General features: G+C 71.1%; 15 protein-coding genes and 1 tRNA gene. 12 read left to right on the top strand and 4 right to left on the bottom strand.

The genetic code is table 11. From position 1 onward, the window contains the following. Nucleotides 1-186 precede the first annotated feature (186 nt). Nucleotides 187-732 carry a PadR family transcriptional regulator gene (locus SLV14N_RS32120; RefSeq protein ID WP_263272145.1) on the top strand — a complete coding sequence of 182 codons (546 nt, stop codon included), beginning with the start codon at nucleotides 187-189 and terminating at the stop codon, nucleotides 730-732. Nucleotides 733-772: 40 nt separating this feature from the next. Here the strand turns inward: SLV14N_RS32120 and SLV14N_RS32125 are convergent, their stop codons facing one another. Further along, nucleotides 773-1522 (bottom strand): helix-turn-helix transcriptional regulator, encoded by a 750-nt coding sequence (locus SLV14N_RS32125; RefSeq protein ID WP_208685804.1) that lies wholly within the window; start codon nucleotides 1520-1522, stop codon nucleotides 773-775. An 87-nt stretch (nucleotides 1523-1609) separates the two neighbouring features. Next, the gene (locus tag SLV14N_RS32130; RefSeq protein ID WP_263272147.1) at nucleotides 1610-2698 is read right to left on the bottom strand and encodes a methyltransferase domain-containing protein; all 1089 of its coding nucleotides are present in this window, start codon (nucleotides 2696-2698) and stop codon (nucleotides 1610-1612) included. Nucleotides 2699-2819: 121 nt separating this feature from the next. On the opposite strand from SLV14N_RS32130, the gene SLV14N_RS32135 reads away from it, so the two are divergent. From SLV14N_RS32135 to SLV14N_RS32165, 7 genes are all read left to right on the top strand, one after another. Further along, the gene (locus SLV14N_RS32135) at nucleotides 2820-3011 is read left to right on the top strand and encodes a DUF1059 domain-containing protein (protein ID WP_208685806.1); all 192 of its coding nucleotides are present in this window, start codon (nucleotides 2820-2822) and stop codon (nucleotides 3009-3011) included. A 139-nt stretch (nucleotides 3012-3150) separates the two neighbouring features. Continuing rightward, nucleotides 3151-4179: an N-acetyl-gamma-glutamyl-phosphate reductase gene (argC, locus tag SLV14N_RS32140; protein WP_208685807.1), complete on the top strand. Its 1029-nt coding sequence runs from the start codon at nucleotides 3151-3153 to the stop codon at nucleotides 4177-4179. 64 nt (nucleotides 4180-4243) lie between these two features. Then, the gene (argJ, locus tag SLV14N_RS32145; RefSeq protein WP_263272149.1) at nucleotides 4244-5416 is read left to right on the top strand and encodes a bifunctional glutamate N-acetyltransferase/amino-acid acetyltransferase ArgJ; all 1173 of its coding nucleotides are present in this window, start codon (nucleotides 4244-4246) and stop codon (nucleotides 5414-5416) included. Nucleotides 5417-5447: 31 nt separating this feature from the next. Further along, nucleotides 5448-6377 carry an acetylglutamate kinase gene (argB, locus tag SLV14N_RS32150; protein WP_208685809.1) on the top strand — a complete coding sequence of 310 codons (930 nt, stop codon included), beginning with the start codon at nucleotides 5448-5450 and terminating at the stop codon, nucleotides 6375-6377. Continuing rightward, nucleotides 6374-7609 carry an acetylornithine transaminase gene (locus SLV14N_RS32155; protein WP_208685810.1) on the top strand — a complete coding sequence of 412 codons (1236 nt, stop codon included), beginning with the start codon at nucleotides 6374-6376 and terminating at the stop codon, nucleotides 7607-7609. The genes argB and SLV14N_RS32155 overlap by 4 nt, the downstream gene beginning before the upstream one ends. Before the next feature lie 8 nt (nucleotides 7610-7617). Further along, entirely contained in the window at nucleotides 7618-8160 is a 543-nt protein-coding gene (locus tag SLV14N_RS32160; RefSeq protein WP_018087696.1) for an arginine repressor, read from the top strand. 262 nt (nucleotides 8161-8422) lie between these two features. Further along, nucleotides 8423-9508, top strand: a complete 1086-nt coding sequence (locus tag SLV14N_RS32165; RefSeq protein WP_263272152.1) for a mechanosensitive ion channel family protein — start codon at nucleotides 8423-8425, stop codon at nucleotides 9506-9508. A 71-nt stretch (nucleotides 9509-9579) separates the two neighbouring features. Here the strand turns inward: SLV14N_RS32165 and SLV14N_RS32170 are convergent, their stop codons facing one another. After that, complete coding sequence (locus tag SLV14N_RS32170) at nucleotides 9580-9996, bottom strand: ATP-binding protein (RefSeq protein ID WP_263272154.1); 417 nt, start codon at nucleotides 9994-9996, stop codon at nucleotides 9580-9582. 231 nt (nucleotides 9997-10227) lie between these two features. Here SLV14N_RS32170 and SLV14N_RS32175 point away from each other — a divergent pair, with 231 nt between their 5' ends. The 3 genes from SLV14N_RS32175 (at nucleotide 10228) to SLV14N_RS32185 (ending at nucleotide 12577) form a co-directional block, all read left to right on the top strand. Then, a complete protein-coding gene (locus tag SLV14N_RS32175) occupies nucleotides 10228-11490 on the top strand; it encodes a helix-turn-helix transcriptional regulator (protein WP_263273337.1) in 1263 nt (420 codons plus the stop codon). Continuing rightward, nucleotides 11490-12017, top strand: coding sequence for a GNAT family N-acetyltransferase (locus SLV14N_RS32180; RefSeq protein ID WP_208685814.1), 528 nt, complete (start codon nucleotides 11490-11492; stop codon nucleotides 12015-12017). The genes SLV14N_RS32175 and SLV14N_RS32180 overlap by 1 nt, the downstream gene beginning before the upstream one ends. Nucleotides 12018-12094: 77 nt before the next feature. Next, nucleotides 12095-12577, top strand: a complete 483-nt coding sequence (locus SLV14N_RS32185) for an SAM-dependent methyltransferase (protein ID WP_263272156.1) — start codon at nucleotides 12095-12097, stop codon at nucleotides 12575-12577. A 90-nt stretch (nucleotides 12578-12667) separates the two neighbouring features. Here SLV14N_RS32185 and SLV14N_RS32190 read toward each other — a convergent pair. Continuing rightward, nucleotides 12668-12741: transfer RNA gene (locus tag SLV14N_RS32190), tRNA-Pro, on the bottom strand. A gap of 142 nt (nucleotides 12742-12883) precedes the next feature. Here SLV14N_RS32190 and SLV14N_RS32195 point away from each other — a divergent pair. Further along, nucleotides 12884-13261 carry a DUF488 domain-containing protein gene (locus tag SLV14N_RS32195; RefSeq protein WP_263272158.1) on the top strand — a complete coding sequence of 126 codons (378 nt, stop codon included), beginning with the start codon at nucleotides 12884-12886 and terminating at the stop codon, nucleotides 13259-13261. Nucleotides 13262-13330 lie beyond the last annotated feature (69 nt).

Below are 13330 nucleotides of genomic sequence, written 5' to 3' on the forward strand. Positions count from 1 at the left end.
CACCCCGGCCCCCGCCCCACCCATCGGTCCTCCCGCGTCCTCCTTCGCGCCCCTCAGATCTCCTGCGTCCACTCCGCAGCCCCCGTTTCCCGGCATCCGGTACGCCACCCTCTCATTGATATGGTCTCGGCGGGATGGACGGTATGGTCTCATTGAGATGGTGTCAAGGGGAGCGAGGGGCGGCGGATGGCGGAGTTCACCCCGGCGAGATATGTCGTGCTCGGTCTGATCGCCCGGCACGGGCCGATGACGCCGTACGAGCTCAAGGCCCGGGTCGAGGACGACATCCAGCCCTTCTGGCCGATCCTGCATGCGCAGCTCTACCGGATTCCGGCGGAGCTGGCGCAGGCCGGCCTGCTGTGGGAGGAGGCCGAGGCGGCGGGCCGTCGCCGGCGGATCTTCCACCTCACCGACGCCGGCCGCGCCGCCCTGGAGCGCTGGCTGGCCGACCCGGACACGCCCGAGGCGGAAACCCGTGACCCGGCGCAGCTGAAGCTGTTCTTCGCCGATCTCGGCGACCCGGCGGACATCGTCGCGCTGGCCGCTCAGCAGGCCGAGCGGCACCGGAAGTGGCTCGCGCACTACGAGTCGTTGCGCGGCGCGCTCGATCCGCCGGCGGACTCCCGGCAGCGCTCCCGCGCACGGCTGCTGCGGCTGGGTGCGCTGCACGAGCGGGCCCATGCCGAGTTCTGGGAGTCGCTGGCCGCCGACCCGGAGCGGCTCGACGGCTGATCCGCAAGGCGGCTCCCCAGGGCTGATCCGCGAGGCGGCCCTACGGCCCGAGGCGCACCGCCGCCTGATCGCGGGTCAGCCAGGCGTTCGCCGCCTCGACCCGGCCGCTCACCCGCAGTTTGGCGTAGGCGTGCTCCAGGTGCTTGTCGACGGTGCGCGGGCTGATCGCCAGCCGGTGGGCGATCTGCTGGTTCGTCAGACCCCGGGCGAGCAGCACGAGTACGGCCGACTCGCGGTGGGTGACGGGGGAGGGCGGGGACGTCGGCGGGGCGAGCCGGTGGAGTACGCGGCTGAGCCGGGTGCGCAGCAGGGCGGCGGCCGCCACATCGTCGTCGGAGAAGTCGCTGCCGTTGCGGTTGATCGCCACACAGACCGTGCGCGGCCGGCCGGCGGCGTAGCCCGCGGGGAACGACATCGCGAGCTGCTGCTCGGCGCCGCACGGCCGGTAGACATCGGCGTAGGCGGCGAGGGCGTGGAACTCGGCGCGGGTCTGCAGCGTGGAGCGGCGCATCGGGACGCCGGAGCCGAGAGTGGTGTGGGTGACCAGGGAGTCCGCCGCCGCCTCCCGGGCGAACGCTGCCTGTACGTCCGGGGTCAGCAGACCGGCGGGCAGCGTGAGCGGGCGGTCGGCGGAGCCGGCGCGGGGGGACCAGATGATGCTGTCGCCGGGGACGGCGCCGAGCAGCAGCGGGAGCAGTGCCGGAACAAGGGTCTCCTCGTCGACGGCATCGATCAGGAGGTCCACGACGGCGAGAATGCGTCGCAGGCCGGCCTCCGCGGCCGCGGTCATGTGTCCAGCGTGCCGAGGGGGCAGGGGCCCGTCAAGCGAGGGCCACCCGGCCGGCCGGGGGAAGACCGGCCGGGCGCGTCAGGCGCCTTAACGCCCGACGGCATAGACGCGGTTGACGGGGCTCTCTGCGGCGAGTCGCCAGTGGTGGAGTCCGGCCTCGTCGGCGATCTCCCGCATCGCCTCCTCACCCGCGTGGTTTCCCAGTGCCCGCGGACCGTGCTGGGCCAGCGCGGACGGCAGGCAGACGGCGACCGAGGCGGCGGTCAGCGCCCGGCCGACGGGGTTGGTGTTCTCCTGGGCGTTCGCCGAGGCGTTCGGCTCGACGACCATGCAGGTCCCGCCGTCGGCCAGGGTCTCCTCGGCGTGGTGCAGCGCACCGCCCGGATCGCCGGTGTCGTGCAGACAGTCGAAGAACGTGATCAGGTCGAAGTCCTCGCCCGGGAAGTCCTGGGCGGTGGCGACCTCGAAGCTGACCCGGTCGCCCAGCCCCGCCTCGTCCGCGATACCGCGGGCCGCCTCGATGGACGGTCGGTGGAAGTCGAAGCCGTGGAAGTGCGACCGGGGGAAGGCCCGGGCCATCAGCGTCGTGGAGTAGCCGTAGCCGCAGCCGACGTCCGCGACGCGCGCGCCGCGTTCCAGCTTCTCCACCACCCCGTCCAGCGCGGTCAGCCACTCCGGGACCAGGGCGGCCGCGTAGCCGGGGCGGAAGAACTTCGCGGTGCCGGCGAACAGCGCCGGGCCGTGTTCCTCCCAGCCGACGCCCTCGCCGGTGCGGAACGCCTCCATGAGGGTGTCCTCGGTGGCGTACAGCGCCTGCATCGCGGTGAAGAAACCCGCCGCGTACGTGGGCAGTTCCGGGTCCGCCAGGACCGCGGCGTGCTCGGCGGGCAGCAGGTAGGTGCCGGTGTCCGGCGCATAGCTGACGTACTCGCCGGCGACCTGGGCGGCCAGCCATTCGCGGACGTAGCGCTCGGCCAGCCCGGTGCGGGCGGCGAGCTGTGCGGAGGTGAGCGGACCGGCACCGGCCATGGCCGTGTACAGGCCCAGCCGGTCGCCGAGCGAGGTGCACAGACCCGCGACCGCGGCACCGGCGTCGGTGATCACTCTCTCCAGGAACGCCTGCACCCGGTCCTGGTCCGGGGCCGCGCCCGAGGTGACCTCGGCGGACGTCGCCATGGCCCTCACCTCCTCGTCCTCTCTCACTGCAGCAGTCCGGCCGCCCCGCGCGCCATACGGGATTCGCCGTATACGACCGGGGACGGCGAGCGGCCGACACTGGGTGAGGAGGAGGTGCACCATGCGGAAGAAGATCGACTGCCGGGACTACCCGAGCGAGATGAACTGCACCCTCGTGATCGTCGGCGAGGAGGAGGAAGTGGTCCGCGCCGCCAGCGAGCACGCCGTTTCCGTCCACGGCCACACGGATGGCCCGGAGCTGCGGGAACAGATCAGGGCGTCACTGAAGGACGAGATTCCGCAGCACGCCTGACGCGTGCGGCCGGCACACCGCCCCTGACCGGGGGCGGCGGTCGCGGTGTGTCCGGAGGCCGCCGCCCTCGGAGCGGCACTCAGGTCATTGCATAAAACTGCTGGAATCCGTATAGTCATGCCATCGAGAAGGAGGGTCCATGACGGTACGAGCAGCAGTGGCCGGTGCGAGCGGATACGCCGGGGGTGAAGTGCTGCGCCTGCTTCTGGGGCACCCGGAGGTGGAGATCGGCGCGCTGACCGGGCACTCCAACGCCGGGCAGCGCCTGGGGGCGCTGCAGCCGCATCTGGTGCCGCTGGCCGACCGGGAACTCCAGGCGACCTCCGCCGAGGTCCTGGCCGGGCACGACGTCGTCTTCCTCGCGCTGCCGCACGGCCAGTCCGCCGCGGTCGCCGAGGAGCTCGGGCCCGATGTCCTCGTCGTGGACTGCGGCGCCGACTTCCGGCTGAGCGACGCCACGGACTGGGAGACGTTCTACGGCTCCGCCCACGCGGGCACCTGGCCGTACGGCCTCCCGGAGCTGCCCGGGTGCCGCACCGCGCTGCAGGGGACCCGGCGCATCGCGGTGCCGGGCTGTTACCCCACCGCCGTCTCGCTCGCCCTGTTCCCCGCGTACGCGGACCGGCTCGCCGAGCCCGAGGCCGTGGTCGTCGCGGCCACCGGCACCTCCGGCGCGGGCAAGGCCCTCAAGCCGCATCTGCTGGGCTCCGAGGTCATGGGCTCGATGAGCCCGTACGGCGTCGGCGGCGGCCACCGGCACACCCCCGAGATGATCCAGAACCTGAGCGCGGTGGCCGGTGAGCGCATCAGCGTCTCCTTCACCCCGACCCTGGCCCCGATGTCGCGTGGCATCCTCGCCACCTGCTCGGCCCGGGCGAAGCCCGGTGCGGACGCCGCCGCCGTACGGGCCGCGTACGAGAAGGCGCTGGCCGACGAGCCGTTCGTCCAGCTGCTGCCCGAGGGCCAGTGGCCGTCGACCGCCGCCGTGTACGGCTCCAACACCGCCCAGATCCAGGTGACCCTCGACGCGGCGGCCGGCCGGATCATCGCGATCAGCGCCCTCGACAACCTCACCAAGGGGACGGCGGGCGGCGCGGTGCAGAGCATGAACATCGCCCTGGGCCTCCCCGAGGAGACCGGGCTCCCGAAGGTCGGGGTCGCGCCGTGACCCGGACCGGCGCGGGGCGGCACGGCATGACCGGCGGGACCGGAGAAGCGACGGAGGACAAGCAGTGAGCGTGACGGCAGCACAGGGATTCACGGCGGCGGGCATCGCCGCGGGGATCAAGGACCCTCTTGCCAATGGGAGCGGCGGCATTCCGGACCTCGCCCTCGTGGTGAACAACGGGCCCCGACGCGCCGCCGCCGGTGTCTTCACTTCCAACCGCGTCAAGGCGGCGCCCGTCGTCTGGTCCGAGCAGGTCCTCAAGGGCGGCACGGTCTCCGCCGTCATCCTCAACTCCGGTGGCGCCAACGCCTGTACGGGCCCGCTCGGCTTCCAGGACACCCATGCCACCGCGGAGAAGGTCGCCGAGGTGCTCGAAGGCCACAGCGCCGGAGAGGTCGCGGTCGCCTCCACCGGACTGATCGGCCTGCGGCTCCCGATGGACAAGCTGCTGCCCGGAGTCGAGCGGGCCGCGGCCGAACTGACCGGGCACGGCGGCGAGAAGGCCGCGATCGCCATCAAGACCACGGACAGCGTGCACAAGACCTCGCAGCTGAGCCGGGACGGCTGGACCGTCGGCGGTATGGCCAAGGGCGCCGGCATGCTCGCCCCGGGCCTGGCCACCATGCTCGTCGTCCTGACCACCGACGTCGATCTGCCGGCCGCGGACCTCGACACGGCGCTGCGGGCCGCGACCCGCACCACCTTCGACCGCATCGACTCCGACGGCTGTATGTCGACCAACGACACGGTGCTGCTGCTCGCCTCCGGAGCCTCCGGCGTCGTACCGGCCGCCGACGACTTCGCCGAGGCGGTGCGCACGGTCTGCGACGACCTCGCCCGGCAGCTGATCGGGGACGCCGAGGGCGCCAGCAAGGACATCAGGATCGAGGTCGTGGGCGCGGTCAGCGAGGACGACGCCGTCGAGGTCGGCCGCTCCATCGCCCGCAACAACCTCCTCAAGTGCGCCATCCACGGCGAGGACCCCAACTGGGGCCGGGTGCTCTCCGCCATCGGCACCACGTCCGCCGTCTTCGAGCCCGACCAGCTGAACGTCGCCATCAACGACATCTGGGTCTGCAAGAACGGCTCGGTGGGGGAGGACCGCGAACTGGTCGACATGCGCTACCGGGAGGTCCGCATCACCGCCGACCTCGCCGCCGGCACCGAGTCCGCGGTCATCTGGGCCAACGACCTCACCGCCGACTACGTCCACGAGAACAGCGCGTACTCGTCATGAACGTACGAGCAGTTGAAAGCGAGGCGGGCGCATGAGTGCTCGTAAGCACACGGCTCTGCCCAAGGCCCGCACCCTCATCGAGGCGCTGCCCTGGCTGACCCGCCACCACGGCAAGACCGTCGTCATCAAGTTCGGCGGCAACGCCATGGTCGACGAGGAGCTCAAGCGCGCCTTCGCCCAGGACGTGGTCTTCCTGCGGCACGCCGGACTGCGCCCCGTCGTCGTGCACGGCGGCGGTCCGCAGATCAGCGCCCAGCTGGACCTGCTCGGCCTGGAGTCGGAGTTCAAGGGCGGTCTGCGGGTCACCACCCCCGAGGCGATGAACGTCGTCCGGATGGTGCTGGCCGGCCAGGTGCAGCGTGAGCTGGTCGGACTGCTCAACGAGCACGGTCCGCTCGCCGTCGGCATGACCGGCGAGGACGCCCATCTGATGACCGCGACCAAGCACTACGCCGACATCGAGGGCGAGCGGGTGGACATCGGCCGGGTCGGCGAGATCACCGCCATCGACCCCGGCGCGGTGCAGGCGATGCTGGACGACGGCCGGATCCCGGTCATCTCCTCCATCGCCCGCAGCAGCGACGCGGAGGACGCCGCCTCCGGTGCCTCGGGCGTCTTCAACGTCAACGCCGACACCGCCGCGGCCGCTCTGGCCGCCGCGCTCGGCGCCGAGACCCTGATGGTGCTCACCGACGTCGAGGGCCTCTACGAGGACTGGCCGAACAGCGACGAGGTGATCTCCCGCCTCACCGCCACCGAACTGGAGAAGCTGCTGCCCGACCTGGCCAGCGGCATGGTCCCCAAGATGCGGGGCTGTCTGCACGCCGTCCGCAACGGGGTGCACACCGCCCGGGTCATCGACGGGCGGGTCCAGCACTCGATCCTGCTGGAGATCTTCACCGACGAAGGAATCGGCACGATGGTCGTGCCCGACGCGAACACGATCGAGGGGGCGGCATGAGCGACGTGGCACAGACCCACGGCCCGGAGACCAACGCAGGCCTCACCGGGCGCTGGCAGGGCGCCATGATGGACAACTTCGGCACCCCCCGCGTCCCGCTGGTCCGCGGTGAGGGCACCACCGTGTGGGACGCCGACGGCAAGGAGTACCTCGACTTCCTCGGCGGCATCGCCGTCAACGCCCTGGGCCACGCCCACCCGGCGGTGGTCCGTGCGGTCTCCGACCAGGTCGCCACCCTCGGCCATGTCTCGAACTTCTTCGTCGCCGAGCCCACCGTGGCCCTCGCCGAGCGCCTGCTCGCGCTGGCCGGGCGCCCCGGCCGGGTCTACTTCTCCAACTCCGGCGCCGAGGCCAACGAGGCCGCCTTCAAGATCGGCCGGCTGACCGGGCGCACCCATATGGTCTCCACCGCCGGCGGCTTCCACGGCCGGACCATGGGCGCCCTCGCGCTCACCGGCCAGCCCGCCAAGCAGGCCCCCTTCGCCCCGCTTCCCGGCGACGTCGACTACGTCCCGTACGGGGACGTCGAGGCCCTCCGCGCCGCCGTCACCACCGACACCGCCTTCGTCATCCTGGAGCCCGTCCAGGGCGAGAACGGCGTCATCGTCCCGCCGCCCGGCTACCTCCAGGCCGCCCGCGAGATCACCGCCGCCACCGGCACCCTGCTCGTCCTCGACGAGATCCAGACCGGCATCGGCCGGACCGGAAACTGGCTGGAATCCCGGGCCCAGGGCGTCGAGGCCGACATCATCACCCTGGCCAAGGGCCTCGGCGGCGGACTGCCGATCGGCGCGACGCTGGCCTTCGGACCGGCCGCCGACCTGCTCACGCCCGGTTCGCACGGCTCGACGTTCAGCGGCAACCCGGTGGTCTGCGCCGGTGCCCTCGCCGTCCTGGACACCATCGAGGCGGACGGCATCCTGGAGAACGTCAAGCGCGTGGGCGAGCGGCTGCGCACCGGGACGGAGGCCTTGGGGCACCCCTTGGTCAGCCAGGTCCGCGGCGCGGGGCTGCTCCTGGGTATCGTCTTGACGGAGTCGCTGGCGCCGCAGGTGCAGCAGGCGGCTCAGGACGCGGGCCTCCTGGTGAACGCGGTCGCGCCGGACGTCATCCGGCTCGCCCCGCCGCTGATCGTCTCCGACGACGAAGCGGAGGAGTTCCTCCGGAAGCTGCCCGCCGTCCTCAACACGGCCCGCCAAGGGGCCGACGGGGAACGACGAGCCGGAGACTGACGACAACGATGACCGAGCCGCAGGACAACGAGGCGCAGAACGGTGGCCAGGCCGTACCGCAGACCCGCACCGCCCGCCACCGCCGGATCGTGGACATCCTCAACCGGCTGCCGGTCCGCTCCCAGAGCCAGCTCGCCAAGCTGCTCGCCGACGACGGCCTGTCCGTCACCCAGGCGACGCTCTCCCGCGATCTGGACGAACTGGGCGCGGTGAAGATCCGCAACACCGGCGGTGAGCTGATCTACGCGGTGCCCAGTGAGGGCGGCGACCGCAAGCCACGGGCGCCGCTGGGCGAGTCCGCCAAGGAGGAGCGGATGCGCCGCCTCTCCAGCGAACTCCTCATCTCCGCCGAGGCGTCCGCCAACCTCGTGGTCCTGCGCACCCCGCCGGGCGCCGCCCAGTTCCTGGCCTCGGCCATCGACCAGGCCGAACTCCACGACATCCTCGGCACCATCGCCGGCGACGACACCCTGATGCTCATCAGCCGCGACCCGGCGGGCGGCCAGGCCCTCGCCGACCATCTGCTGCGGCTGGCGCAGAAGGCGCACTGAGCCCCTCCGCACACGCTCCCCGGGGCTTCTCGTCACCCCCGGGGCGCCTCGTCCCGCCCCCGAAGGGCGGTGGTGCGGAGCATCCACCCGAGCCACTCTCTCCCCGCCGAACCGCATACGGCAGGATGGCAGTTCGCGCCGGGACGTCCACGGATGTCCCGGCGCCTTCACAGGCCTAGAGACAAGCAGGTGGCATGGTGACGAGACATCACATCCGGCTCATAGCAGGTCCGCTCCTTCCGGTCGCGGGAGGAGCCGGCCGGTGAACCGCGCTGTGACACTGCACGACCTGATCGTCGCCGGCGCCGCGCTCGCCGCCGGCATCGTGGCCGGACTGCTGCTGCGTTGGACCCTGCGGTGGCTGGGCAAACACGCACTCAAAACCCGGTGGAGCGGGGACGACATCGTCGTCGACGCGCTGCGGGCGGTGGTGCCCTGGGCGGCGGTCACCGGCGGTCTGGCGGCGGCTGCCGCGGCGCTGCCGCTGACGCCGACGGTCGGACACACCGTCAACCGCACGCTGATGGTGCTGCTCATCCTGGTCGCCACGCTCACCGCGGCCCGGGTGATCACCGGAGTGGTGAAGTCCCTCGCGCAGTCCCGGTCCGGGGTGGCAGGATCGGCCACAATTTTCGCCAACATCACCCGCATCATCGTGCTGGCGATGGGCTTCCTGGTGGTCCTCCAGACCCTGGGCATCTCCATCGCCCCGCTGCTCACCGCACTCGGCGTGGGCGGCCTCGCCGTCGCCCTCGCGCTCCAGGACACCCTCGCCAACCTCTTCGCGGGCGTGCACATCCTCGCCTCGAAGACCGTGCAGCCCGGTGACTACATCCGGCTCAGCAGCGGCGAGGAGGGCTATGTCGTCGACGTCAACTGGCGTAACACCGTGGTGCGGCAGCTCTCCAACAACCTGGTGATCATCCCCAACACTCAGCTGGCCGGGACCAACATGACCAACTTCACCCGCCCGGAACAGAAGTTGACGATCCTGGTGCAGGTGGGCGTCGGCTACGACAGCGACCTCGGCCATGTCGAGCGGGTCACCATGGAGGTCATCGAGAGCGTGATGAAGGACGTCGACGGCGGCGACCCCGACCATGAACCGGCCGTCCGCTTCCACACCTTCGGCGACTCCAGGATCAGCTTCACGGTGATCCTGGGCGTCGGCGAGTTCAGCGACCAGTACCGGATCAAGCACGAGTTCATCAAGCGCCTGCACCAGCGCTACCGGACCGAGGGCATCAGGATCCCCTCCCCGGCCCGCACCGTGGCCCTCCAGAAGCCGGAAGAAATCGTGATCCCGCACCAGCGCGATGTCGCGGACATCGTGCCGCCGGTGCCGTAGCAGGACTGGCGAAGCCCCGGCCGGCGCACACCACCGAGCCGGGGCCATCTGCCGGGGCTTCCGCTCGCCGCTCAACCGCGTTCCTTCCCGTGCAGCTCCGCCCACACCCGCTTGCCCCACGGCAGCGGATCGGCGCCCCAGTCGTCGGCCAGCTCCGCCACGAGCGCCAGACCGCGCCCGCCCTCGTCCACGCCGCCCGGCTCACGGGGCTCCGGGAGCACCTTCGACCTGTCCACGACGCCGATCCGCAGACACGCCGCCCCGGGGCGTGCGACCGTGACCCGGATCGACCGGCTACGCGCATGCCGGACGGCGTTGGCAACCAGCTCGGACACCACAAGGGCGCCGTGCTCGATCAGTTCTTCCAACCCCCAAGTGGCGCAGGCGACGTGCACCAGGCGCCGGGCGGTGGCCGCGCTCTCGGGTTCACGGGGCAGGGTCTCGCTGTATCCGGGGTGCCCGGTGGGGCGGGATGCGGTCACGGTCATCAGGACTCTCGTCGGTGGTGAGCGATGGGCCAAGGCCCCTCAACTGGGCTGAGGGCGAGCCGATTTCGAGAGAGGCGCCAGGCCGTTCGCGGCTGTGACGGCCTGTTATTCAGTCAACGACGGACTGTGACGGCCGGTGAGGAAAAGTCGGCGCCGCATGCGGTGCGGACAACCGGAAATTTCACGGCCGCAGAAGACGCCGAAAAGCGCGATCTGGATACCGTGAGGGGCGTGGAGGCGAACGAGAGTCTTGCCCAAGCCATCGACAGAGCGGGCTTAACCCAGGCCGAGTTGGCCGAGGCAGTGAACGACTACCTGCGGTCGCTCGGCCGGGCGGGCACCGTCAGCGACCGCACCGTGCGCCATTGGCTGACCGGAAAGACGCGATGGCCGCACCCTCGGCAGAGGGAAGCCTTGGAGGCAGTATTCGGATGTACCGCCGAGGAGTTGGGCTTTGCTCCTCCGGCGGGCAGACGTGCCCCTCACAGGACGGAGGATCCCGTGCGTCGCAGACACTTCCTCACCGTCGCCACCGGAACGACGGCCGCCGTCGTGCCCCTGGTCGCCGCCCGGCCGTACGCCGTCGGCACCTCCGAGGTGATCCGCCTCCGCAGCGGCCTGGACGCCCTCACCGCCCTGGACGCCGCCAAAGGCGGGCACGAGGCCCTGGAGCGAGCCGCCTTGGCGGGTGCCGCCGAAGCGCTGGAGTTACAGAAGCGCGCGGCGTCCCAGCGCATCCGGCAGCGCCTCTTCAGCGTGGCTGCGAACTACACCGCGTCGGCGGCTTGGTCGGCCGTGGACGATCGTCAGAGCGACCGTGCGCAAGCTCACCTCAACCGGGCGCTGTATTTGGCGGGCATGGGGAATGACCCCGTGGCGGAACTGCGCGTGTGGAACTCGCACGCCATGCTGGCGGTCCATCGCGGGGAATTCTCGCAGGCCGTGGACGCGGGCCGGGCTGCGCAGGCGACCGCTGTCACGCGCCGCGACCCGCTGTTCGCGTCCCTGGCCCACGCGCGCACGGCGATCGGGCACTCAAGCGTCGGGGATCGGCGGGGCGCCCTGCGGTCCCTGGGGTGCGCGGAAGAGGCGCTGGCGAACGCGTCCACGGACGAGCCCCGGCCGTCCTGGGTGGCTTTCTACGGCCCGGCCGAGTTGATGGCCATCACTTCCATTGTCCGGGATCACATCGGGGACGCCGCAGCGGCCGAGGCGGCATCACACCGTGCCCTGGCGGCCATCCCGCAGCAGTTCCGCCGGAACCGCGCTCTGGCCACGCTCCGGCTCGCTCTCGCACAGCTTCACCAACGGGACGAGGAGCAGGCGTGCGCCACGGCGGAGCAGGTGTTCGTGCTGATGGGCGGCGATCCTCTGCCGGGCCGGATGCGTCGCTACCTAGGAGACTTCTACCGCGATTTGACCACCCTCGCGCCGGACTCAAGCATCGCGCGCGAGTGGAGGGACCGCTACCGATCGGAATGGAGCCAAACCTGATGACCTCCGCTTTGGACCTTCGCCACTACGGTCACGGCGACCTGCCGGAGATCCGGCAGACGCTGCTCGACGTGCACGCAGACGTGCACGCCGACCAGATCTCGGACGACGAGTTCCGGCAGAAGTTCCCGTGGTTCGTCGACCACTGGGGCGGACACCCCCAGTTCTCCTGCGTGATCGCGTACGACGGCAACGAGGTGGTGGGCTTCGCCTACGGAGCCCCCGGAACCGAGGGCCGCGAATGGTGGCGTGAGCACCTGGACCCGGCGCCGGAGAAGAGCCGCACGTTCCATTTCTCGGAACTGATGGTGCGCGAGCGGTGGCGGAAGACAGGCACGTCCGAGCGGCTGCACCGGGCGTTGATGGAAGCCGGGGAGGCGGACCTCGCGGCGCTGCTGGTGGACGTGACGCACCCCAAGGTCCAGGCCCTGTACGAGTCCTGGGGGTACCGGAAGGTGGGCGAGCGCCAGCCCTTCCCCGACTCCCCGGTGTTTGCGGTGATGCTGGTGGGACTGCCGCTCCCGTGACCCGGGGGGCGTCCGCAGAGAGTCGCCCGCCCACCTGCTTCCCTACTTCCGGCCCCCTCCCCGAGGAGTTCCGTCCCATGGCAGAAGAGTTCACGGTGGTGCCCGTCGCCCATGTGGTGGGTGGGCGTGTCGAGCCCACGGATGACTACTGGGGCGGCACCCGCTCCGTCATCCGTATCGACCCGGAGCAGTTCACCGAGGAGGCGGTCGCCGGTCTGGATGCCTTCTCCCACCTGGAGGTCGTCTTCCGCTTCCATCTGACCGACCCCACCGATCTTCCCCCCGAATCCCGGCACCCCCGCGGCAACCCCGACTGGCCGGCCGGCGGCTCCTTCGCCCACCGCAATATGCGCCGGGTGAACTGGCTGGGCGTCTCGCGGTGCCGCCTGGTCACGGTGGACGGCCTGGATCTGCACGTGGAAGCGCTGGATGCCGTGGACGGCACACCGGTGCTGGACATCAAGCCGTGGTTCACCGTGATGGGCCCGCAGGGCGACGTGCGCGAGCCCGGCTGGCCCTCGGAGATGCTCGCCGACTACTACGCCGTTCCTCACGTGTAAGCCGTTTCCCACAGAAAACGATCAAGGGCCTTGTTCCCGCCCGAAGCGAGAACAAGGCCCTGACCTGGGCTGAAAGCCCCTACTGCACCGTCGGGACGACAGGATTTGAACCTGCGACCCCTTGACCCCCAGTCAAGTGCGCTACCAAGCTGCGCCACGTCCCGGTGCTCGTGCCGGCCGGAGAACTCCCGGCCGGGGCGTGCAGAAGAAAAATACCCTGTCCCGGGCCATGAATCCAAAGCGGGTCCCCGGCGGAGCCTTCCGGGGCCTCCGGCGGGGGCCCCGCTTCCGTGGTTCGATGAGGTTATGGGTGAAATATCCGCCAACGATGCCTTCCGGGTGCGCAGGGTGTACGAGTCGCCGGAGCCGTCGGACGGGGCGCGGGTGCTGGTCGACCGGCTGTGGCCGCGCGGGCTGTCCAAGGCGGACGCGCAGCTCACCGAGTGGTGCAAGGACGTGGCGCCCTCGTCCGAGCTTCGGCGCTGGTACCACCACGAGGAACCACGGTTCACCGAGTTCGCCGAGCGCTATCGCGAGGAGCTGGCGCAGGAGGCGGTGCAGCCGGCGCTGGAGCGGCTGCGGGAGCGCGCCGCGGAGGGGCCGCTGACGTTGCTGACGGCCACGAAGGACGTGTCGGTGAGCCATGTGACCGTGCTGGTCGAGGTGCTTCAGGAGGGGCCCTGAGGCTCCGTGCCGTACCGGCGCCCCACCGCTGACCTGCCTATTCATCGATGCATTGACGAAACATACGGT

This window comes from Streptomyces sp. Je 1-4 4N24 (assembly GCF_026239515.1).
GTDB classification, from domain to species: domain Bacteria; phylum Actinomycetota; class Actinomycetes; order Streptomycetales; family Streptomycetaceae; genus Streptomyces; species Streptomyces nigrescens.

Bases quoted from the DNA above. Each gene is read 5' to 3' on its own strand.
- SLV14N_RS32120 (WP_263272145.1), top strand. From the start codon at position 187: ATGGCGGAGTTCACCCCGGCGAGATATGTCGTGCTCGGTCTGATCGCC.
- SLV14N_RS32125 (WP_208685804.1), bottom strand. From the start codon at position 1,522: ATGACCGCGGCCGCGGAGGCCGGCCTGCGACGCATTCTCGCCGTCGTG.
- SLV14N_RS32130 (WP_263272147.1), bottom strand. From the start codon at position 2,698: ATGGCGACGTCCGCCGAGGTCACCTCGGGCGCGGCCCCGGACCAGGAC.
- SLV14N_RS32135 (WP_208685806.1), top strand. From the start codon at position 2,820: ATGCGGAAGAAGATCGACTGCCGGGACTACCCGAGCGAGATGAACTGC.
- argC (WP_208685807.1), top strand. From the start codon at position 3,151: ATGACGGTACGAGCAGCAGTGGCCGGTGCGAGCGGATACGCCGGGGGT.
- argB (WP_208685809.1), top strand. From the start codon at position 5,448: ATGAGTGCTCGTAAGCACACGGCTCTGCCCAAGGCCCGCACCCTCATC.
- SLV14N_RS32155 (WP_208685810.1), top strand. From the start codon at position 6,374: ATGAGCGACGTGGCACAGACCCACGGCCCGGAGACCAACGCAGGCCTC.
- SLV14N_RS32160 (WP_018087696.1), top strand. From the start codon at position 7,618: ATGACCGAGCCGCAGGACAACGAGGCGCAGAACGGTGGCCAGGCCGTA.
- SLV14N_RS32170 (WP_263272154.1), bottom strand. From the start codon at position 9,996: ATGACCGTGACCGCATCCCGCCCCACCGGGCACCCCGGATACAGCGAG.
- SLV14N_RS32180 (WP_208685814.1), top strand. From the start codon at position 11,490: ATGACCTCCGCTTTGGACCTTCGCCACTACGGTCACGGCGACCTGCCG.
- SLV14N_RS32185 (WP_263272156.1), top strand. From the start codon at position 12,095: ATGGCAGAAGAGTTCACGGTGGTGCCCGTCGCCCATGTGGTGGGTGGG.
- SLV14N_RS32195 (WP_263272158.1), top strand. From the start codon at position 12,884: ATGGGTGAAATATCCGCCAACGATGCCTTCCGGGTGCGCAGGGTGTAC.